Source organism: Nocardiopsis sp. iso_238 (genome assembly GCF_056173325.1).
The window spans coordinates 2,052,043-2,073,423 of the sequence record NZ_CM149668.1 but is presented as its reverse complement, the minus strand read 5'-3'; the positions used below and the strand labels follow the sequence as shown (position 1 = coordinate 2,073,423).

Annotated in this window: 17 protein-coding genes and 1 pseudogene; 4 read left to right on the top strand and 14 right to left on the bottom strand. The window is 71.0% G+C overall.

Features of this window, described 5'->3' with window-relative positions; all coding sequences use genetic code 11:
• Positions 1–83 precede the first annotated feature (83 nt).
• The 13 genes and pseudogenes from metK to pyrR form a co-directional block, all read right to left on the bottom strand.
• Complete coding sequence (gene metK / locus AC0VYL_RS09245; protein WP_475461278.1) at positions 84–1,277, bottom strand: methionine adenosyltransferase; 1,194 nt, start codon at positions 1,275–1,277, stop codon at positions 84–86.
• A 266-nt stretch (positions 1,278–1,543) separates the two neighbouring features.
• Positions 1,544–2,737 carry a bifunctional phosphopantothenoylcysteine decarboxylase/phosphopantothenate--cysteine ligase CoaBC gene (gene coaBC / locus AC0VYL_RS09240; protein ID WP_475483492.1) on the bottom strand — a complete coding sequence of 398 codons (1,194 nt, stop codon included), beginning with the start codon at positions 2,735–2,737 and terminating at the stop codon, positions 1,544–1,546.
• 126 nt (positions 2,738–2,863) lie between these two features.
• Positions 2,864–3,130, bottom strand: coding sequence for a DNA-directed RNA polymerase subunit omega (gene rpoZ / locus AC0VYL_RS09235; protein ID WP_017546567.1), 267 nt, complete (start codon positions 3,128–3,130; stop codon positions 2,864–2,866).
• A 135-nt stretch (positions 3,131–3,265) separates the two neighbouring features.
• Positions 3,266–3,856 carry a guanylate kinase gene (gene gmk, locus AC0VYL_RS09230; RefSeq protein WP_475461274.1) on the bottom strand — a complete coding sequence of 197 codons (591 nt, stop codon included), beginning with the start codon at positions 3,854–3,856 and terminating at the stop codon, positions 3,266–3,268.
• Between the two features lie 327 nt (positions 3,857–4,183).
• Positions 4,184–4,507, bottom strand: coding sequence for an integration host factor, actinobacterial type (mihF, locus tag AC0VYL_RS09225; protein WP_017546565.1), 324 nt, complete (start codon positions 4,505–4,507; stop codon positions 4,184–4,186).
• Between the two features lie 395 nt (positions 4,508–4,902).
• A complete protein-coding gene (gene pyrF / locus AC0VYL_RS09220; protein WP_475461272.1) occupies positions 4,903–5,610 on the bottom strand; it encodes an orotidine-5'-phosphate decarboxylase in 708 nt (235 codons plus the stop codon).
• Positions 5,611–5,941: 331 nt separating this feature from the next.
• The gene (locus AC0VYL_RS09215) at positions 5,942–6,883 is read right to left on the bottom strand and encodes a dihydroorotate dehydrogenase (protein ID WP_475461270.1); all 942 of its coding nucleotides are present in this window, start codon (positions 6,881–6,883) and stop codon (positions 5,942–5,944) included.
• 62 nt (positions 6,884–6,945) lie between these two features.
• Complete coding sequence (locus AC0VYL_RS09210; RefSeq protein WP_475482871.1) at positions 6,946–7,845, bottom strand: dihydroorotate dehydrogenase electron transfer subunit; 900 nt, start codon at positions 7,843–7,845, stop codon at positions 6,946–6,948.
• A gap of 218 nt (positions 7,846–8,063) precedes the next feature.
• Positions 8,064–11,372: a carbamoyl-phosphate synthase large subunit gene (gene carB / locus AC0VYL_RS09205; RefSeq protein ID WP_475482870.1), complete on the bottom strand. Its 3,309-nt coding sequence runs from the start codon at positions 11,370–11,372 to the stop codon at positions 8,064–8,066.
• A gap of 15 nt (positions 11,373–11,387) precedes the next feature.
• Positions 11,388–12,530 carry a glutamine-hydrolyzing carbamoyl-phosphate synthase small subunit gene (gene carA / locus AC0VYL_RS09200; RefSeq protein WP_475461262.1) on the bottom strand — a complete coding sequence of 381 codons (1,143 nt, stop codon included), beginning with the start codon at positions 12,528–12,530 and terminating at the stop codon, positions 11,388–11,390.
• A 56-nt stretch (positions 12,531–12,586) separates the two neighbouring features.
• On the bottom strand, positions 12,587–13,888 hold the full coding sequence (locus AC0VYL_RS09195) for a dihydroorotase (protein WP_475482869.1): 1,302 nt from the start codon (positions 13,886–13,888) through the stop codon (positions 12,587–12,589).
• A gap of 181 nt (positions 13,889–14,069) precedes the next feature.
• Positions 14,070–14,978, bottom strand: coding sequence for an aspartate carbamoyltransferase catalytic subunit (locus AC0VYL_RS09190; protein ID WP_378742506.1), 909 nt, complete (start codon positions 14,976–14,978; stop codon positions 14,070–14,072).
• A gap of 173 nt (positions 14,979–15,151) precedes the next feature.
• Positions 15,152–15,790: pseudogene (gene pyrR / locus AC0VYL_RS09185) on the bottom strand (bifunctional pyr operon transcriptional regulator/uracil phosphoribosyltransferase PyrR); the annotation flags it as partial.
• 501 nt (positions 15,791–16,291) lie between these two features.
• On the opposite strand from pyrR, the gene bldD reads away from it, so the two are divergent.
• Both bldD and AC0VYL_RS09175 read left to right on the top strand, forming a co-directional pair.
• Entirely contained in the window at positions 16,292–16,786 is a 495-nt protein-coding gene (gene bldD / locus AC0VYL_RS09180) for a transcriptional regulator BldD (RefSeq protein ID WP_013154123.1), read from the top strand.
• Between the two features lie 308 nt (positions 16,787–17,094).
• Positions 17,095–17,703, top strand: a complete 609-nt coding sequence (locus tag AC0VYL_RS09175; protein WP_475461256.1) for an N-acetyltransferase family protein — start codon at positions 17,095–17,097, stop codon at positions 17,701–17,703.
• Here AC0VYL_RS09175 and metF read toward each other — a convergent pair.
• Entirely contained in the window at positions 17,621–18,550 is a 930-nt protein-coding gene (gene metF, locus AC0VYL_RS09170) for a methylenetetrahydrofolate reductase [NAD(P)H] (protein ID WP_475462982.1), read from the bottom strand. The two genes, AC0VYL_RS09175 and metF, sit on opposite strands and share 83 nt — an antisense overlap.
• A 256-nt stretch (positions 18,551–18,806) precedes the next feature.
• On the opposite strand from metF, the gene AC0VYL_RS09165 reads away from it, so the two are divergent.
• Together AC0VYL_RS09165 and AC0VYL_RS09160 are read left to right on the top strand one after the other, a co-directional pair.
• Positions 18,807–19,892: a polyprenyl synthetase family protein gene (locus AC0VYL_RS09165; RefSeq protein WP_475482868.1), complete on the top strand. Its 1,086-nt coding sequence runs from the start codon at positions 18,807–18,809 to the stop codon at positions 19,890–19,892.
• A 169-nt stretch (positions 19,893–20,061) separates the two neighbouring features.
• Positions 20,062–21,348 carry a DUF418 domain-containing protein gene (locus tag AC0VYL_RS09160; RefSeq protein ID WP_475461252.1) on the top strand — a complete coding sequence of 429 codons (1,287 nt, stop codon included), beginning with the start codon at positions 20,062–20,064 and terminating at the stop codon, positions 21,346–21,348.
• Positions 21,349–21,381: the final 33 nt, after the last annotated feature.

The window sequence follows — 21,381 nt, the reverse complement described above, 5'->3', positions numbered from 1 at the left end:
GGGCGTAAGGCATGCGGGGGGATCCAGACGACACCGAGGGCGGGCGGCCTCACGGCCACCCGCCCTCGGTACTGGTACGTCTCCTAGGCGCCGACGAACGAACGCAGCGCCGCCGCGCGGTCCGTGCGCTCCCAGGTGAACTCCGGCAGCTCACGGCCGAAGTGGCCGTAGGCGGCGGTCCGGGAGTAGATCGGACGCAGCAGGTCCAGGTCGCGCACGATGGCGGCCGGACGCAGGTCGAAGACCTCCTTGACGGCCTTCTCGATCAGCTCCGTCGCCACCCGCTCGGTGCCGAAGGTCTCGATGAACACACCCACCGGGTGGGCCTTGCCGATCGCGTAGGCCACCTGGACCTCGGCGCGCTCGGCCAGCTCGGCGGCGACGATGTTCTTCGCGACCCAGCGGGTGGCGTAGGCGGCGGAACGGTCCACCTTCGACGGGTCCTTGCCCGAGAAGGCGCCGCCGCCGTGGCGGGCGTAGCCGCCGTAGGTGTCGACGATGATCTTGCGGCCGGTCAGACCGGCGTCGCCCATCGGGCCGCCGATCTCGAAACGGCCGGTCGGGTTGACCAGGAGGCGGTAGTCGTCCGCGTCCAGGCCGTAGGCGGCGACCACGGGCTCGATGACGTGCTCCCGGATGTCCGGGGTCAGCATCTCTTCCAGGTTGATGTCCGCCGAGTGCTGGCTGGAGACCACCACGGTGTCCAGGCGGACCGGGGTCTGGCCCTCGTACTCGACGGTGACCTGGGTCTTGCCGTCGGGGCGCAGGTAGGGGACGGTGCCGTTGCGACGGACCTCGGACAGGCGCTCGGAGAGCGAGTGCGCCAGCTTGATCGGCAGCGGCATGAGCTCGGGGGTCTCACGGTTGGCGTAACCGAACATCAGGCCCTGGTCGCCGGCGCCCTGCCGGTTGAGGACGTCGTCCTCGTGCTCGACGCGCGCCTCGTAGGCGGTGTCGACACCCTGGGCGATGTCCGGGGACTGCGCGTCGATGGAGACGTTGACCCCACAGGAGTCACCGTCGAAACCCTTGGCGGACGAGTCGTACCCGATCTGGAGGATCTTCTCGCGCACGATCGCGGGGATGTCGACGTAGGTCTGGGTGGTGACCTCACCCGCGATGTGGACCTGACCCGTGGTGATCAGCGTCTCGACCGCGACCCGGCTGCCGGGGTCGGTGGCGAGCATCGCGTCGAGGATCGCGTCACTGATCTGGTCGGCCATCTTGTCGGGATGACCTTCGGTGACCGACTCGGAGGTGAAAAGGCGGCGGGACACGTTGCGTGACTCCTTGCAGCGGCTGCTGGCTGACATGTGTCGGGACGGCAATACCGACCGACGCGGTTGGTTATCGGTCCACTGTAACGGGACTGGTGGGGGCGGGTGCGCGGCGGCGGGCCTCCTCAGCCGTTCGTCGGCACCCGAACGAGTCTGTCGTACTCAGCGGTAGGAATCCAGCGCGCCGAGCGGAAGTTTTGCCGACGGCACGGTGACGGACCCCCGATCGCGCGGTACGACGGGGGTTCCCTCGGCGGCGGTGATCCTCATCCCGGAAGCCGTTCGACCACCAGGTCCCACACACGGTCCGCGAGGTCCTCCTTGGGCCCTGTGGGAATGTCCACGACGCTCCCGTCGGAACCGAGCACGGTCGCCTGGTTGTCGTCGGTGCCGAAGGCGCGCCCGCCCCCGACCTGGTTGACCACGAGCAGGTCGCATCCCTTGCGGGCCAGTTTGGCGCGACCGTTGTCGATCACGTCGTCGGTCTCGGCCGCGAAGCCCACGATGGTCTGCTCCGTGCCCTCCCGGGACCGGGAGGCGACCAGACCGGCGAGGATGTCCGGGTTCTCCACCAGCTCGATCGGCGCCGGGGCGTCACCGGACTTCTTGATCTTGGAGGCGGCGCTGGTCACCGGACGGAAGTCGGCCACGGCGGCGCTCATCACCACGGCGTCGGCCCCGGTGCGCTCCGTCTCCATGGCCTCGGCCAGCTCCACCGCCGACTCCACCCGCACCAGGCGCACCCCGGCGGGGTCGGGCAGGGAGACGTTGGCCGCGACCAGGGTCACGTCGGCGCCCCGGGCGGCGGCGGTGCGCGCCAGGGCGTACCCCTGGCGGCCCGAGGAGTGGTTGCCCAGGAAGCGGACCGGGTCGATGGCCTCGCGGGTCCCGCCGGCGGAGACGACCACGCGGCGGCCCGCCAGGTCGGAGCGGGTGGCGCCCCGCCGCAGGACCAGCCGGGCGGCCTCGAACAGTTCGGCGGGGTCGGGCAGACGGCCCCGGCCGGTGTCGGCACCGGTGAGGCGGCCCACGGCCGGGTCCAGGACGATGGCGCCGCGCGAGCGCAGGGTGGCCACGTTGGCCTGGGTGGCGGGGTGCTCCCACATCTCGGTGTGCATCGCGGGGGCGAACACCACCGGGCACCGCGCGGTGAGGAGGGTGTTGGTCAGCAGGTCGTCGGCGAGTCCGGCGGCGGCCTTGGCGAGGAGGTTGGCGGTGGCCGGGGCGACGAGGACGAGGTCGGCCGACTGGCCGATGCGCACGTGCGGGACCTCGTGTACCTCGTCCCACACACCGGTGGCGACGGGCTGGCCGGACAGGGCGGCCCAGGTGGGCTCACCGACGAAGCGCAGGGCGTCGGCGGTGGGCACGACCCGGACGCGGTGGCCGGACTCGGTCAGTCGGCGCAGCAGCTCGCACACCTTGTAGGCGGCGATGCCCCCGCCGACACCGAGGACCACCTGGGGAACGGATTCTGTGTCACTCACACATGGAGTTCTACCAGGCCGCGCCCGCCGCACGCCCCGGGCGGGGGTGCGACGGGCGCGGTCGGTACCCCCGAGGGGGCGTGCCCCGTGGGGCGAGGCTCAGTTGCCCTCGTACGGCTCGGCGGTGAGCAGGCCGGACTTGACCTCGCGCAGGGCGATGGACAGGGACTTCTCCTGGACCTGGGTCTCGACCAGCGGGCCGACGTACTCCAGCAGGCCCTCGCCCAGCTGCGCGTAGTAGGCGTTGATCTGGCGGGCCCGCTTGGAGGCCATGGTGACCAGGCTGTACTTGCTGTCGACGCACTCCAGCAGGTCGTCGATCGGCGGGTTGGTGATGCCTTCGGCGACGGGCTCGGTACCAGCCACTTCGTTACCTCCAGGGACGGTGTCCGGCTCGTCGGAAGCCGTGACGCGGGTTGGAACAGAAAGGTTCAAGGGGCCCAGGGACGGGGCGGACGCGGCCGCCGCCGGAGTCCGGCGCGGCCCGATGCGCACCCGCTATCACACCTTGGGCGCTGTCATCAACGCTAGCAGCTCGTCGCACACTTCCTGTACGGACGTGTTGACGAGGGTGGTGTCGAACTCCTTCTCGGCGGCGAGCTCGATCTTGGCCACCTCCAGGCGGCGCTGGATCACCTCGTCGGACTCGGTCCCCCGGCCGGTCAGCCTGCGGACCAGCTCCTCCCACGAGGGCGGGGCGAGGAAGACGTGCAGGGCGTCGTCCATGGACTCGCGGACCTGGCGCGCGCCCTGGAGTTCGATCTCCAGCAGCACGGGGACGCCCGCGCTGAGGCGTTCCTCGACGGGGCCGCGCGGCGTGCCGTAGCGGTTGCCCGCGAACTGGGCCCACTCCAGGAGCTGGTCCTCGGCGACGAGGCGGTCGAACTCCTCGTCGGAGACGAAGTGGTACTGGACCCCGTCGCGCTCGCCGGGTCGGGGGGCGCGGGTGGTCACCGACACCGAGAGCCACACGTCGGGGTTGACCTGGCGCAGGTGGGCGACGACCGTGCTCTTCCCCACGCCGGAGGGGCCGGACAGGACGGTCAGTCGTTTCTCGGCCGGTCGGGTCTGGTCTGCGGTCTGCGCAGGCATGTGAGTATCAGGCTTCCATTCGGCTCTCCGCCACGCGGTGGGCCGTGGGCCTCGTGAGCGCTGCCTGGGCCGGACCCGGGGTCCGGCGCGCACCGCGCGGGCGGCTCGTGCTGGCGCACTGGCGCGCAGCGTACGGTCGCGGGAAGCTCCCTTTATATCACCGAGCCACGGTGGGGCGGACGGGGTGTGACCTGGGGCCCACCCGCCCGCCCACCGTGGCGTCGGGTTGTTGCTCACCGCGTGCCGTGGCCACTGGTGCAGCGGCTCCGAGCGACTGTGGGGGACGCGTCGGGGGCGGTGTTGGCCGGTGTCGCCACCGGACCGGTGTTACTTGGTGAGGTCGCCGAACTCGCTCTCGAGGGCGGCACGCTGGTTGGTGCCGAGGCCTCGGACACGGCGCGACTCAGCGATGTTGAGCCGCTCCATGATCTGCTTGGCACGCACCTTGCCGACACCGGGGAGGGATTCCAGCAGAGCCGAAACCTTCATCTTGCCGATGACGTCGTCCTTGAGGCCGTTGGAGAGGACCTCGGACAGCGAGATGCCGCCGTTCTTGAGCTTGTTCTTGACCTCCGCACGCTCTTTTCTGGCCTTGGCGGCCTTCTCAAGAGCCGCACTGCGCTGCTCGGGTGTGAGGGGAGGAAGGGCCACGCCGGGTCACCTCGGTTTTCTACTCGTTTGTAGAGGGCGGACGCCTGCGCAAGTTAGTAGGTCTGACCCCTGTTAGGCAACGTAAAGTGCCCTTTCAAGGGCTATTTCATCGAAGGAACTACCCTGGGTGACGATCCAATTGCGGTCGGACACGAAAATCAGGACTTTGGTCCCGATTGACGAGCTGGGAAAGCGCACCACCTGCGCAGGTCACCCTACGGTGACTCGGGTCACTCTTCGCCATGGATTCCTAGTTTTGGACACGCCTAATTGGTGACCGTCCGTGATCCACAACTGTGAGTGATGGGACAGATGCGACAAATGGGACTACCCCGCCCTGACCGGCCCTGAGTCCGGGCAGCCCACGGGCCCCCGACTCCGACCCCTTCCGGTTTTCAGACACGGCCACCGGCCCTCCGCACGGCCGCCGCGATCGAGGCCGCCGCCGCACCCGGGTCCGGGGCGCGGGTGATGGGTCGTCCGATGACCAGGAGGTCCGCCCCGGCCTCGATCGCCGCCTCGGGGGTGGCGACCCGCGACTGGTCACCGAGGTCCGCCCCGGCCGGTCGCACCCCCGGGGTGATCAGCGTGACGTCCGGACCCACCTCGGAACGGACCATCGCCACCTCCTGGGGCGAGCACACCAGCGCACGGGCGCCCGCGCCCACCGCGAGCACCGCGAGGCGCCGCACCGCGTCCCGCGACGGACCGAGCAGCCCCACCTGCTCCAGGTCCGCCTCGTCCATGGACGTGAGCACGGTGACCGCCGCGATCCTGGTGTCCGGCGCCGCCTCGACCGCCGCGCGGACCATGTCCGCGCCCCCGGAGGCGTGCACGGTCAGGATCGAGGGCCGCAGACCGGCGACCGAGCGCGCCGCCCCGGCGACCGTGGCCGGGATGTCGTGCAGCTTCAGGTCGAGGAAGACTCCGACCCGGTTGGCCCCGCGCACGGCGCTGATCACGTCGGGGCCGTAGCGCAGGTACAGCTCCAACCCCACCTTCACCGTGCTCACGTGCGGCGCGACCGCGGAGGCCCAGGTGGCCGCCGTCTCGATCTCGTTCGCGTCGATCGCGACGGCGATGGGCGCGGAGTGCGCGGTCATGTCGGTATCTCCAATCGTGTGCCACCGGTGTTGGACCGGTGCCGGAAAGCTTCCGTTCGTGCCTTACGTCCGTACTTACGCCCGTGCTTACACACGCACCAGCCGATGCACGTTCGCTGTCATGTGCACACCATCAAGGTGTGCGGTTCCCCGGATCGGCCGCTTCATGCGCCCTACCCGCGTCACTTCCCCGTAACGGCCGCTCAAACGGACGTAGGCGCATGTTCTCCGCGAACCCACCCACGTATCCCCGCAGCACGCGTTCGGCCACACAGAGCCATCTCAGGGCCGTTCAGGCCGGTCAGGGCACTATGGATGCGTGAACGGGTGGTCACACACCCGTGCCGGCGCGGTGGGCGGCGCCCACCACGTCCGAGGCCCTGGAGACTCCGCGCGCCTCCAGCGCCTCGTTGAACTCCCGCAGGACCCGCGTGCACGCCGACGGATCGGAGAAGTTGACCGTCCCCACCGCCACCGCGCTGGCGCCCGCCGCCATGAACTCCAGGACGTCGGTGCCGGTGCGCACCCCGCCCACGCCGACGATCGGCACCTCGGGGAAGGCCTCGTGCACCCGGTAGACGCACCCCACCGCCAGCGGGCGGATCGCCGGGCCGGACAGCCCGCCCATACCCCCGGCCACCGCGGGGCGCAGCGTCCGCGGGTCCACGCTCATCCCGCGCAGGGTGTTGATCATGGTCAGTCCGTCGACGCGGGCCGCCACACAGGCGCTGGCCAGCTCCACCACGTCGGGGACGTCGGCGGCGAGCTTGGCCAGCACCGGAACGTCCGAGCGCGCGTGCGAGCGCACCGTCTGCACGATCGTCGCGGCCTGGGCGGCGTCGTCCGCGAAGTGCCGCCCCGCCGGGTCGGCCGGGTTCGGGCAGGAGAGGTTGACCTCGATGGCGCCCACCCCCTCCGCCTCGGAGACCCGCCGGGCCAGCTCACCGAACTCGCCCACGCCCGACCCCGCGATGGAGACGATCGCCCGTCCCCCTCGTGCGAGCAGCCAGGGCAGGTCCCGCTGGAGGAACACGTCCACCCCGGGCCCCTGCATGCCCGTGGTGCTCAGCATCCCGCTCGGGGTCTCCGCCATGCGCGGCGCGGGTCTGCCCGCACGCGGTTCCAACATCAACGACTTGGTGGTGACCGCGCCGATCTCCCCGATGTCGAAGAACTGCGACAGCTCGCGCCCCGAACCCGCGCACCCGGCGGCGGTGACCACCGGGTTCGGGAGGCGGAGGGAGCCGAGCCTGGTCCTGAGGTCTGCGTTCACTGGCCTTCGCTCGCTCGTGGCCCGGCGCCGTGCGGCGCCGGGCCTCTCGTGGCTCTGATGTGTCAGGCGATGTCGCGGGCCGACTCCGCGGCGCGGGCCGCGCTGGACCCCTTCCACCCCGGGGCGCCCAGGGCGTCGAAGGGGATGGTCCCGACGTCGTCGAAGCGCACCTGCTCGCCTCGGAACACGGGTCCGTCCACACAGGAACGCACCATGCGGGTGATGCCGTCCTCCCCCACCACCGGGATCACGCAGGTCATGCAGATCCCGATGCCGCACGCCATGGTCTCCTCGACCGCGACCTGCACGGGGACCCCGTGCTCACCCGCCACCTGGGTGACGGACCTGAGCATGGGCATGGGACCGCAGGCGTACACCGCGTCCGAGCGGGACTCCTCGATCACGCGGCCCAGGACGTCGGTGACCCTCCCCCGGGTTCCGAAGGATCCGTCGTCGGTGGTGAAGGTGGCGGTCTCCGCGACGCGGCGCGCGGTGATGGCGCTGAACACGCGGTCGGCGGAGGCGGCGCCCAGCACGAAGTCCACCCGGCAGCCGCGCCTGCGCAGCGACTGCGCGAGCGGGAACAGCGGCGCGCTGCCGGACCCGCCGCCCACGAGGACGCAGTTCACGGGGTCGCGGGGCAGCGGGAAGGGCCGTCCGAGCGGTCCCACCACGTCGAGCAGGTCGCGTGATCTTCGTTCCGCCAGCCAGGCGGTCCCCGTGCCGCGCACCGCGAACAGGAACTCGACGGTCCCGCCGTAGTCGGGCTTGACGTCGTGGATCGCGAAGGGGCGGCGCAACAGCGTGCTGGAGTGGTCCCCGCCGACCGCCACCGACACGAACTGCCCGGAACGGAACCGTTCCGCGATGCCCGGCGCGACGACGGTGATGGCGTAGTAGGCGTCCACCCTGCGCACGTTCAACACGGGGCACCTGGTCTGCACCGGTCCGTTGTCGCTCATGTCTGGTGGTGGCCTCTCTGGAACTGGGCTTCACCGTCCGGGCGCCGCGACGTACCGCGGCGCCCGGACGGTGCCTGCTGTGGGCCTCCGCTCCGCTTCAGCCCGTGTCCGGGTACCCAGGCGGCCAGGGATCCCTCGTCCTCGTCAGCGCCCGGCCTGTTGCTCGCCGACGCGCGACTCGTCCTCCGGAACCCTGGCGGCACCCGGACTGCTACAGCCTAGGAGTTCCGACGGCTCTCCGTGAGCGACTGGGCGTGCTCCTGGAGGGAGCGCACCCCGACGTCGCCGCGCACGCGGGCCTCGATCGCCTGGACCGCGGCGGCCAGACCCTGCACGGTGGTGACGCTGGGCACCGCGCGGGCGATGGCGGCCGTCCGGATCTCGTACCCGTCCAGACGCGGACCGGACTGGCCCGCGCTGCCGAACGGGGTGTTGACGATCAGGTCGACGTCACCGTCGTGGATGAGCTGCACGATGGTGGGCTCGCCGTTGGGGCCGGTGCCCGTGCTGTGCTTGCGCACCACGGTCGCGAGGACGCCGTTGCGGCGCAGCACCACGGCGGTGCCCTCGGTGGCCAGGATCTCGAAGCCGAGGTCGGCCAGGCGCTTGACCGGGAAGATCATCGAGCGCTTGTCGCGGTTGGCGACCGACACGAACACCTTGCCCTGGGTGGGCACGTTGCCGTTGACCGCCAGCTGGGACTTGGCGTAGGCGGGGCCGAACCCGGTGTCCAGGCCCATGACCTCACCGGTGGAGCGCATCTCGGGGCCGAGGATGGTGTCGACGCCCTCGCCCTCCTTGTTGATGAACCGGTTGAAGGGCAGCACGGCCTCCTTCACCGACACCGGGGCGTCGGCGGGCAGGTCGCCGCCGTCGCCCTTGGCGGGCAGCATGCCCTCGGCGCGCAGTTCCGCGATGCTGCTCCCGGCCATGACGCGGGCGGCGGCCTTGGCCAGCGGCACCGCGGTGGCCTTGGAGACGAACGGGACCGTGCGGGAGGCGCGCGGGTTGGCCTCCAGCACGTTGAGGACGCCGGAGGCCAGCGCGTACTGGACGTTGAGCAGGCCCCGGACCCCGGTACCGCGCGCGATGGCCTCGGTGGAGTAGCGGATGCGCTCGATGTCCTCGCTGCCCAGGGTGATCGAGGGCAGGGTGCACGCCGAGTCGCCGGAGTGGATCCCGGCCTCCTCGATGTGCTCCATCACGCCGCCCAGGTACAGGTCCTTGCCGTCGTAGAGGGCGTCGACGTCGATCTCGATGGCGTCGTCGAGGAAGCGGTCGATCAGGACCGGGTGCTCCGGGCTGACCTCGGCGTTGCGCTCGATGTAGTCCGCGAGCATCCGCTCGCTGTAGACGATCTCCATGCCCCGGCCGCCCAGCACGTAGGACGGGCGGACCATGACCGGGTAGCCGATCTCGTCGGCGGCGGCCTTGGCCTGCTCGAAGGAGTAGGCCATGCCGTACTTGGGCGCGGGCAGTCCGGCGTCGGCCAGGACCTTGCCGAACTCGCCCCGGTCCTCGGCCAGGTCGATGGCCTCGGGGCTGGTGCCGATAATGGGCACGCCCGCGTCCTTGAGGCGGCGGGCCAGGCCGAGCGGGGTCTGGCCGCCCAGCTGGACGATGACGCCGACGACCGGTCCGGCGGCCTGCTCGGCGCGCACGACCTCCAGGACGTCCTCCAGGGTGAGCGGCTCGAAGTAGAGCCGGTCGCTGGTGTCGTAGTCCGTGGAGACGGTCTCCGGGTTGCAGTTGACCATGACGGTCTCGAACCCGGCCTCGGAGAGCGCGAAGGAGGCGTGGACGCAGGAGTAGTCGAACTCCACGCCCTGGCCGATCCGGTTGGGGCCCGAACCCAGGATGATGATCTTGGGCCGGTCTCCGGTGGGGACCTCGGTCTCCTCGTCGTAGCTGGAGTACAGGTACGGCGTCGCGGCCCGGAACTCGGCGGCGCAGGTGTCCACCGTCAGGTAGACGGGGTGGATACCCAGCGCGTGGCGGAGCTCGCGGACGACGTCCTCGGTCCGCCCGGTGATCTCACCGATCTGGACGTCGGAGAAGCCGAGGCCCTTGGCCTCGCGGAGCAGGGCGGCGTCGAGCTTGGGGGCGGTGGCCAGGACGCGGGCCATCTCCTCCAGGCGCAGCATCTGGTCCAGGAACCACGGGTCGATCCTGGTGGCCTCGTGCAGTTCCTCGACCGTGGCTCCGGCGCGGAGGGCCTGCTGGACCTGGCGCAGGCGGTGCTCGGTGGGCTGGGCGGAGCGGCGCAGGAGATCGTCCTTGTCGCCGGGGTTCCCCGCCCAGGTCAGGCCGACGCCGGACTTCTCCAGGGAGCGCATGGCCTTCTGCAGCGCCTCGGGGAAGGACCGGCCGATCGCCATGGCCTCGCCCACCGACTTCATGGTGGTGGTGAGGGTGGGGTCGGCGCCGGGGAACTTCTCGAAGGCGAAGCGGGGGACCTTGACGACCACGTAGTCGAGCGTGGGCTCGAAGCTGGCCGGGGTCTCCTTGGTGATGTCGTTGGGGATCTCGTCCAGCGTGTAGCCGACGGCGAGCTTGGCGGCGATCTTGGCGATCGGGAAGCCGGTGGCCTTGGAGGCCAGCGCCGAGGAGCGGGACACGCGGGGGTTCATCTCGATGACGATGACCCGGCCGGTGGTGGGGTGGACGGCGAACTGGATGTTGCAGCCGCCCGTGTCCACGCCGACCTCGCGGATGACCGCGATGCCGATGTCGCGCAGCTTCTGGTACTCGCGGTCGGTGAGGGTCATGGCCGGGGCGACGGTGATGGAGTCGCCGGTGTGCACGCCCATGGGGTCGAGGTTCTCGATGGAGCACACGACCACGACGTTGTCGTTGGTGTCGCGCATCAGCTCCAGCTCGTACTCCTTCCAGCCGAGGATGGACTCCTCCAGGAGCACCTCGGTGGTCGGGGAGAGCGCCAGGCCCTGGCCCGCGATGCGGCGGAGCTCCGTCTCGTCGTGGGCGAAACCGGATCCGGCGCCGCCCATGGTGAAGGACGGGCGCACGACGACCGGGTACTCGAGTTCCACGGCGGCGTCCAGGCACTCCTGGAGGGTGTGGCAGATACGGGAGCGTGCGGACTCGCCGCCGATGCGCTCGACGATCCCCTTGAAGATCTCGCGGTCCTCGCCGGACTGGATGGCGTCGATGTTGGCGCCGATGAGCTCGACGTCGTACTTGGCCAGGATCCCGGCCTCGTGCAGGTCGACGGCGGCGTTGAGCGCCGTCTGCCCGCCCAGGGTGGGCAGGAGCGCGTCGGGGCGCTCCTTGGCGATGATCTTCTCGATCATCTCGGGGGTGATCGGCTCGACGTACGTGGCGTCGGCGATCTCCGGGTCGGTCATGATCGTGGCCGGGTTGGAGTTGACCAGGATGACCCGCAGGCCCTCGGCCCGCAGGACACGGCAGGCCTGGGTGCCCGAGTAGTCGAACTCGGCCGCCTGCCCGATCACGATCGGGCCGGAGCCGATCACGAGGACGGATGAAAGGTCACTACGGCGCGGCATGCTCTGTTCCTCTTACTACTTGGCAGCCGGTGCGGGCTGGGCGGACATCAGGTCGACGAACTCGTCGAAGAGCTCGGCGGCGTCGTGGGGGCCCGCGGCGGCCTCCGGGTGGAACTGGACGCTGAACACGGGCCGGTCCAGCAGCCGCAGGCCCTCGACGACCTGGTCGTTGAGGCCGATGTGGCTGACCTCGGCCCGGCCGTAGGGGGTGTCGAAGGGCGCGTCGAGCGGGGCGTCCACGGCGAAGCCGTGGTTCTGGCTGGTGATCGCCACCTTCTTGGTGCGGGTGTCGATGACCGGCTGGTTGACGCCCCGGTGGCCGAAGGGCAGCTTGTAGGTGCCCAGGCCCAGGGAGCGGCCCAGGATCTGGTTGCCGAAGCAGATGCCGAAGAGCGGCTTCCCGGCGTCCAGCACCCCGCGCATGGCGTCGACCGAGCGGTCGGCGGTGGCGGGGTCGCCGGGGCCGTTGCTGAAGAAGACGCCGTCCGGGTCCAGCGCGAGGATGTCCTCGGCGGTGGCCGTGGCGGGCAGGACGGTGACCCTGCACCCGCGCTCCGCCAGCCGCTGGGGGGTCATGGCCTTGATGCCGAGGTCGACGGCGGCCACGTGGTAGCGGGTCTCGACGCCCTGGGGCGGCAGGACCTCGTAGGCGGTGTCGGTGCTGACCTCGACGGCCAGGTCGGAACCGGCCATGCGGGGCTGCTCCAGGATCCGGGCGTGCAGCGCCTTGGGGTCGGTCTCCACGCTGCTGACCGCCGCGCGCATGGCGCCCCGGTCGCGCAGGTGGCGGGTGAGGGCCCGGGTGCCGGTCAGCGCGATGCCGACCACGCCCTGGCGGCGCAGTTCCTCGTCGAGGGTGCGCCGGGCCCGCCAGTTGGAGGGGATGCGCGCGGGCTCGCGGACGACGTAGCCCGCGACCCAGATGCGGCCGGACTCGGGGTCGTCGTCGTTGACCCCGGTGTTGCCGATGTGCGGTGCGGTCATCACCACGATCTGGCGGTGGTACGAGGGGTCGGTGAGGGTCTCCTGGTAACCGGTCATACCGGTGTTGAAGACGGCCTCCCCGAAGGTCTCGCCGGTGGCGCCGAAGGAGCGGCCGTGGAACACACGACCGTCCTCAAGCACCAGGATCGCCGGACCGCCGGTCTCCTCGGACACGTTTTCCCCCTCTGCCGCACCAGGCGTGGCCTGCGCGTTCACTGCGTTCTGTGTGCTCAATTGATCTTCCCCTCCAGGACGGTGGGCACGCCGCGCAGGAACGTGGCGCGGACCTCGCCGGGCAGGGTCATGCCCCGGAAGGGGGTGTTGTCGCTCTTGGTCACCATGGCCGCGCCGTCGACGCCCACCGGCGACGCGGGGTCGTAGAGGACGACGTTGGCGGGCTCGCCCACGGCCAGCTCACGGCCGTGTCCGCTGACCCGGCCGATACGGGCGGGCGCGGTGGACATGCGGTCGGCGACCTCGGCCCAGGTGAGCAGGCCGGTGTCGACCATGGTGCGCTGCACGACGGCCAACGCGGTCTCCAGTCCGACCATTCCCATGGCGGCGTTGGACCACTCGGTCTCCTTCGCCTCCGCCGGGTGCGGGGCGTGGTCGGTGGCGACGATGTCGATCGTGCCGTCGGCCAGTCCCTCGCGCAGCGCCTCGACGTCCTCGGCGGTGCGCAGGGGCGGGTTGACCTTGTAGATCGGGTCGTAGCCCTCGACCAGGTCGTCGGTGAGGAGCAGGTGGTGCGGGGTGACCTCGGCGGTGACGTCGCAGCCGCGCGCCTTGGCCCAGCGGATGATGTCCACCGAGCCCTTGGTGGAGACGTGGCACACGTGCAGTCGCGAGCCGACGTGCTGGGCGAGCAGGCAGTCGCGGGCGATGATCGCCTCCTCCGCGACCGCGGGCCAGCCGGTCAGGCCGAGGCGGTCGGAGACGCACCCCTCGTTCATCTGCGCGCCCTCGGTCAGGCGCGGCTCCTGGGCGTGCTGGGCGATGACGCCGTCGAAGGCCTTGACGTACTCCAGCGCGCGCCGCATGAGCAGGGCGTCGGAGACGCAGATGCCGTCGTCGGAGAAGACCCGCACCCGCGCGGCGGAGTCGGCCATGGCGCCGATCTCGGAGAGCTGCTGTCCCGCGAGGCCGACGGTGACGGCTCCGACGGGGCGCACGTCGCAGTACCCGGCCTCGCGGCCCAGGCGCCAGACCTGCTCGACCACACCGGCGGTGTCGGCCACGGGGTCGGTGTTGGCCATGGCGTGCACGGACGTGTAGCCGCCCATGGCGGCCGAGCGGGAGCCCGAGGCGACGGTCTCGGCGTCCTCCCGGCCGGGTTCGCGCAGGTGGGTGTGGAGGTCCACGAGTCCGGGCAGGGCGACCAGGCCGGTGGCGTCCACGACCCGGGCGCCCTCGGGGGCCTCCAGGTCCGGGCCGATCGCGGCGATCTGGCCGTCGACGAACAGCAGGTCGACGGGCTCGCCGCCGAGCGGGCGGGCGCCCCTGATCAGGTGCGGTCCGGTGTTTTCGGGCATGAAGGTGTCGGCTTTCTCGTGTTTCGTGAAGTTCGTGGGCGGCCCGGGGCGCTTCTCGCACCGCGGGCCCGCTCCGGCTGCTCTCGCGTGTCCGGGCGTCCGGGCGCCGGTGGGGTTCCGCCCTTCCGGGCGGTCGGCCGCGGGCCGGGCGGAGCGGAGGCCGGGAGCGGGCACAGCGCTCCTAGGAGCCGCCGAGCAGCAGGTAGAGCACGGCCATGCGCAGGCTGACACCGTTGGCGACCTGCTCGGTGACGGTGCAGCGCGGGGAGTCCGCGACCTCGGCGGAGATCTCCATGCCCCGGACCATCGGACCGGGGTGCATGACGATCGCGTCGGAGGGCATCCGGCCCAGGCGCTCGCCGTCGAGCCCGTAGTTGCGGCTGTACTCGCGGACGGAGGGGAAGAAGGAGTCGCGCATGCGCTCCGCCTGGACCCTCAGCATCATGACCACGTCGGACTTGGGCAGGACGTCGTCGAGGTCGTAGGAGACCTCGCACGGCCAGGTGTGCACCGAGACCGGCAGCAGGGTGGGCGGCGCGACCAGGGTGACGTGCGCGCCCAGGGTGGTGAGCAGCAGCACGTTGGAGCGGGCGACCCGGCTGTGCAGGATGTCCCCGACCACAGCCACGCGCAGGCCGTCGAGACGGCCCAGGCGGTCGCGCATGGTGTAGGCGTCCAGCAGTGCCTGGGTGGGGTGTTCGTGGGTGCCGTCGCCCGCGTTGAGGACGGAGCCGTCCACCCAGTGGGCCAGGCGGTGGGCGGCGCCGGAGGCACCGTGCCTGATGACGACGGCGTCGGCGCCCATGGCCTGGAGGGTGAGCGCGGTGTCCTTGAGGCTCTCACCCTTGGAGACGCTGGAGCCCTTGGCCGAGAAGTTGATGACGTCGGCGGACAGGCGCTTGGCGGCCAGCTCGAAGGAGGTGCGGGTGCGGGTGGAGTCCTCGTAGAAGAGGTTGACCACGGTGCGTCCGCGCAGGGTGGGGAGCTTCTTGACGGAGCGGTCCCCGACCTGGGCCAGTTCGGCCGCGGTGTCCAGGATGAGCGTGGCCTCGTCGCGGCTGAGGTCGCCGGTGGAGAGCAGGTGGCGCATCAGGCGTCCCCTTCCTTGGTGTCGGCCGTGGTCGGGGCACCGGGGCGCGCGGGGGAACCGGGCCGCAGGCCTCCCTTGAGGGTGGTGGAGGGTGACGCGTCGGGAGAACCGGGCCGCAGGCCTCCCTTGAGGGTGGTGGAGGGTGACGCGTCGGAGGAACCGGGCCGCAGGCCTCCCTTGAGGGTGGTGGAGGGCGACGGGCGGGCGGGGCCGAGGAGCACGCCGTCCTGGCCGTCGGTCTCGGACAGCTGGACCGTGACGCTCTCGCGCAGGGAGGTGGGCAGGTTCTTGCCCACGTAGTCGGCGCGGATGGGGAGTTCGCGGTGGCCCCGGTCGACGAGGACGGCGAGCTGGACCGCGCGGGGGCGGCCGAGGTCTCCGAGGGCGTCGAGGGCGGCGCGGACGGTGCGGCCGGAGAAGAGGACGTCGTCGACGAGGACGACCACGCGGTCGTCGAGGCCCCCGGCGGGGATCGCGGTGCGGCCCAGGGCACGCGCCGGCGCCAGGTGCAGGTCGTCGCGGTACATCGTGATGTCGAGCGAGCCGTGGGGGACGCTGAGGTCCTCGACCCGCTCGATCCGGCGGGCCAGGCGCTCCGCGAGCGGTACGCCGCGTGAGGGGATGCCCAGGAGGGTGACGTTCTCGCCGCCCTTGGTGCGTTCGAGCACCTCGTGGGCGATGCGGGTCAGGGCCCGGTTGATCTCGTTGCCGTCGAGGACGGCTCTGGTGCCTTCGGGTACCTCGGGTGTCTCCGGTACCTCGGGTGAGGGGACACCAACATCCTCACCGCTGGTTGGTTTTCGCGCACGCAAAGTAGTGACCCCTTCCCTGCCTCACAGAACAGGTCGTTAAAGGATGTCGATCGGGGCCACGCTACCAGCGGGGACAGCGGGGCCCTCGGGCACGTTCCACGCTCCGAGACCAGCGATGTGATGCTGATCACAAAGACCGTCGAAGATTGCCCAGCTAAGAGTATCCGTATCATGACACTCCGGATTTGCACACCATTCGGGCGAAACGCGAAATTCCCTGTAGGAGCGGGCTTTCCGACCTCCAAACCCGCACCACTCGCCCCCACTCCTCCCAAAATGAGAGGCGTCTCACCTACGCACGGTTTGGCCACTGATTAGTCGCGTTTCACACCAACGGCTTGACCTGGACACCAGCACCCCTCTACCGTCACTGTCTGTAACCACTACCGGGTGGGGTTGCACCCCGTGACCATCCGCTGGACCGCTCAGGCGGCCCGCCGAGTACGAGCGGACGTCTCCCCACTCACGCCAGCCACCGTCACGGCCGGGAGCGACAAGAAGATGCCATCCGAATACGCCAAGTCCCTCGGTGCGCGACTGCGTGCCATCCGCACCCAGCAGGGCCTGTCCCTGCACGGGGTGGAGGAGAAGTCCCACGGACGCTGGAAGGCCGTCGTGGTGGGCTCCTACGAGCGCGGTGACCGCGCCGTCACCGTGCAGAAGCTGGCCGAACTGGCCGACTTCTACGGGGTGCCGATGTCGGAGCTGCTGCCCGGCGGCGCCGCGCCCACCCCGCTGGGCCCCACACCCAAGCTGGTGATCGACCTGGAGCGCATGCAGCAGCTCCCGCAGGAGAAGGCCGGTCCGCTCTCCCGCTACGTCGCCACCATCCAGAGTCAGCGGGGCGACTACAACGGGCGGGTGCTGTCCATCCGTCAGGAGGACCTGCGCTCACTCGCGGTCATCTACGACAAGTCGCCTGGCGACCTGACCGAGGAGCTCATCAACTGGGGCGTCCTCGACCCCGAGGCCCGTCGCGCCGTCGACGCCTTCTAGGAGTCTCCGGCTCCGGGACCTCCCGGAACGGGAGAAGGCCGGGTGTTCCCCCCAAGGGAACACCCGGCCTTCCGCGTGTCCGGACCCGGGCGGACCGGACACCACGTGGGAACGGACGCGGCCGGGCAGGGGCTTCCCCTCCCCGACCCGGCCGCGCCTGCCCCGCCGGACGAGCCGGCGGAGCGAATCGAACTCGTGTTCGACACAGGACAGTTAACACTCCCCCCGGGGCACTCGTCAAGGAGCGCCGCGCACAGCGGCACGGCGAGGACCAGCGGCGACCGGCGCTCACGCCCTAGTGTGGGGGCGTGTCAGCCCACACCGAGTTACGCGCACTCGCTCCCCCCGCGTTCACGCACGCCGTACCCGCCCTGCTGGAGGTCTACGAGGCGGCCATGCGGCCTCCGCCGGACCAGCTCCCCGGGCGGGCCGCCGTGATGACCTCCCACGCCGGTTACCCCGGGTTCGGTTCCGTGGTGGCCGTGGAGGGCGACCGGCCGCTCGGCTTCGCCTACGCCTTCCACGGCCACGAGGGCCAGTGGTGGCACGACGTCGTCACCGAGGCGCTGCGCCTGCACGGGCGGTCACGGCACGTGCGCCGGTACCTGGCCGACCCGCTGGAGATCGCGGAGGTCCACGTGCTTCCGGAGGCGCAGAACCGGGGGCTGGGCCGCTCCCTCCTGCACGCGCTGTGCGCGGGCAGGCCGGAGCGCACCGCGGTGCTGTCCACGCGTACGGGACCCACCGCGGCGCGCCACCTTTACCGTTCGTGCGGCTTCGTCGAGGTGCTGGAGTCCTTCTCGTTCCCCGGCACCCCCGACCAGCCCTTCTCGATCATGGCCGCGCGGCTTCCGCTCCTCGGACCCGGTTCCCGGCGACCTCGCGGTAGATCTCCCTGGTGGCCGTGGACTGGTTGAACGTGATGAAGTGGATGCCCGGGGCGCCCTCGGAGAGCAGCCGCTCGCACATGCGCTGGGCGTGCTCGATCCCGAAGGCGCGCACCGCCTCCTCGTCGTCACCGAACCGCTGGAAGCGCTCGGCCAGGGCCGCCGGGAACGGGGCGCCGGAGAGCTTCTCCGAGCGCGGGATGGAGGCGAGCTTCACCACCGGGAAGACCTCGGGGATGATCGGCACCTCGCAGCCGCGCGCGGCCACCCGGTCGCGCAGGCGCAGGTAGTCCTCGGCGTCGAAGAACATCTGGGTGATGGCGTAGTCGGCTCCGGCCTCGCACTTGCGCACGAAGTGGTCGGTGTCGGTCTCCACGTCGGCCGAGCGCGGGTGCTTGTAGGGGAAGGCCGCCACACCGACGCAGAAGTCACCGCTCTCCTTGAGGAGCCGGACCAGTTCCTCGGCGTAGGTGAGCCCGGCGGGGTGCTGGACCCACTCGCCGTCGGGGTCGCCGGGCGGGTCGCCGCGCACGGCCAGCATGTTCGACACGCCCGCGTCGGCCAGTCGGCCGATGAGGTGGCGCAGCTCCGCGACGGAGTGGTCCACCAGGGTCATGTGGGCGACCGGCATCAGCGTGGTGTCGGTCGCGATGCGCTCGGTGGTCTCCACCGTGAGGTCGCGGGTGCCGCCTCCGGCACCGTAGGTGACGGAGACGAAGGACGGGCCGAGGGCCTCGATCTCCCGGATCGCGCGCCAGAGTCGTTCCTGGGCCCTGGCGTTGCGGGGCGGGAAGAACTCGAAGGAGAACATCGGCTCGCCCGAGTCGAGGAGGTCGCGGATATGACGCGGCCTGGAAGCCGGGGTTCGGGGCGCCACGGGGCGGGTCGGTGCAGCCAACATGACTCCAACCTTAGGCGAGACCCCCTCGGAAGCGGATGCCGCGTCCCACTTTCTGAGACCGAAAGTGAAACTCCGCTCCATTTCCCAGTATGCGAGACAACAAATGACACACAGGTAAACACTGTCTCTCATTCTGGGCCCATCGGGTCTCACCCGACCTCTCACCTGGAACCGGATCCCCATCCCCCGATCCGGGGCATCCGCGCGCGGACCAGCCGCTAATGTGCAGGGTATGGCCGTCTCCTCAACTTCCTCAGCCTCCTCCGCCGTGTCCGTCATCCGCTCCGACGTGGACCGCGAACTCTCCTCCTTCTGCGCCTCGCACCGCGAACGGCTGCTGGAGATCGGAGAGGAACTGGCCCCGGCCATGGACTCCCTGGAGGTCATGGTCTCCTCGGGCAAGCGCCTGCGGCCCACCTTCGCCTACTGGGGGTGGCGCGGCGCGGGCGGCGCCGCCGGTGACGACCGCATGGTGCGCGCCGCCGCCTCCCTGGAGTTCCTCCAGGCCTGCGCCCTGGTCCACGACGACGTGATCGACAACAGCGACACCCGGCGCGGACGGCCCGCCACGCACAAGCGCATGGCCAAGCTCCACGCCGACCACGGCTGGAACGGTGACAGCGAGGGGTTCGGCGAGGGCGCGGCGATCCTCATCGGAGACCTCTGCCTGGCCTGGTCCGACGAGATGTACCAGGCCAGCGGCTTCTCCCCGGAGACGCTCCAGGCCGGAAGGCGCCCCTTCGACGCGATGCGCACGGAGGTGATGGCCGGGCAGTACCTGGACACCCTGGAGCAGGTACGGGGCACCGCCACCCGCGAGGCCGCCCTGCGCGTGATGCGCTACAAGGCCGCCAAGTACACGGTGGAGCGCCCGCTGCACCTGGGCGCCGCGCTGGCCGGGCGCCACGAGGCACTGGCCGGGGTCTACACCGACTACGGCATCCCCCTGGGCATCGCCTTCCAGCTCCGCGACGACGTGCTCGGGGTCTTCGGTGACCCGTCCACCACGGGCAAGCCCGCCGGTGACGACCTGCGCGAGGGCAAGCGCACCCTGGTCGTGGCCGAGACCCTGGCCCGGTCCGGCGCGGCCGACGCCGAGCGCTTCCGGAGCCTGCTGGGCACGCCCGACCTCACCGTGGACGCGGTGGAGTGGATGTGCGGCCTGATCGAGTCCTCGGGGGCGCTGGCCGCCTGTGAGTCGATGGTCTCCGAGTACGCGGACCAGGCGCTGGCCGCCCTGGAGGGCCCCGAGCTGGACGCCGGGGCCCGTGGCCCGCTCGGTGACCTGGTGGTGGCCGCCACGCGGCGCTCGCACTGAGCCCGGTCCGGTCCGGGTCCGGCCGACCCGTTCCGGCGCGCCCCCGAAGCCCCTAGGGGTCGACCCTGGTGACTTCGGGGGTTTTCTCATACTTGAAACCTGTTGCGACGTCTGTCTGGATCCGGGTTGAATCGGAGCTCACGATACATCTCGAACCCGGAGACCTCCCTTGTCCAGACAGACCCCCGTGGTCGGGCCGACCGGCACCACGGACCGGGCCCTCGCGCCCGACCTCGCACGCGGTTTCATGCTGTTGTTCATCGCGTTGGCCAACTCCGTCTGGTACCTCTGGGCGTCCCCCAGCGACGGCCTGACCGTGCACCCCGCACCCGAGGGAACCCTGGACGCGGTCGCCCAGTTCTTCACGGTCATGGCCGTGGACATGCGCAGCTACCCGATGTTCGCGTTCCTCTTCGGCTACGGCATGATGCAGCTGGCCCGGCGGCAGGAGGCCGCCGGCGCCGACGTGAAGAGCGTGAACGCCCTGCTGCGCCGCCGCAACCTGTGGCTGGTCGTCTTCGGTTTCGTCCACGCCATGCTGCTGTGGATGGGCGACATCCTGGGCGCCTACGGCGTGGCCGGGCTGGTCCTGGGCTGGCTGTTCTTCCGCCGCAAGGACGTGACCCTGGTCGTGTGGAGCGCGGTGCTCACCTTCCTGATGGCGGTGGGCAGCGCGCTCAGCCTCCTGGCCCTGCCGTTCGTCGGGGAGACCGAGGGCGGCACGGGCGGCCTCGACATGAACGAGATGGCGGGCAACATCGGTGACCCGTCCGTCCTGTCGGCCGCCGCGGACCGGCTGCTGAACTGGCCGCTGGTCAGCATCGGGCAGGGCCTGCTCGGCCTGGTCGTGCCCACCGCGATCCTGCTCGGTTTCTGGGCCGCGCGGCGCCGCTTCCTGGAGGAGCCTGGGCTGCACCTGCGGACGCTGCGCTGGGTGGCGGGGGTCGGCATCGGTGTCGGCTGGATCGGCGGTCTCCCCGAGGCCCTGGCACAGGTCGGCGTCCTCGGCCTCACCACGGACCAGGGCGTGATGCTCACCTTCCCGCACATGCTGACCGGCCTCTTCGGCGGCCTCGGGTACGTCGCCCTGATCGCCCTGGTCGCCCACGGCCTCCAGGAGCGGGGTCGGACCGGAGGGGTCGTGGTGACCGCCCTGACGGCCACCGGCAAGCGTTCCATGAGCGCCTACCTTGCGCAGTCCGTGCTGTGCGCGCCGATCCTGGCCGCCTGGGGCCTGGGGCTGGCCGCGTACATGACCTCGTGGACGATGTTCCTGTACGCGGTCGCGGTGTGGTTGGTGACGGTGGCGGGTGCCTACGCGCTGGAGCGCGCGGGACGCCGGGGACCGGCCGAGGTCCTGCTGCGCAGGCTGTCGTACCGGCGTTCGACCACGGCGGTCACGGCGCCCGCCGGGCCGCCCCCGGCCGACGAGCACCAAGAGCGCACCACCCCCTGACCGGGGGGCGCAAAAACGGGCGCGCCAATCAGC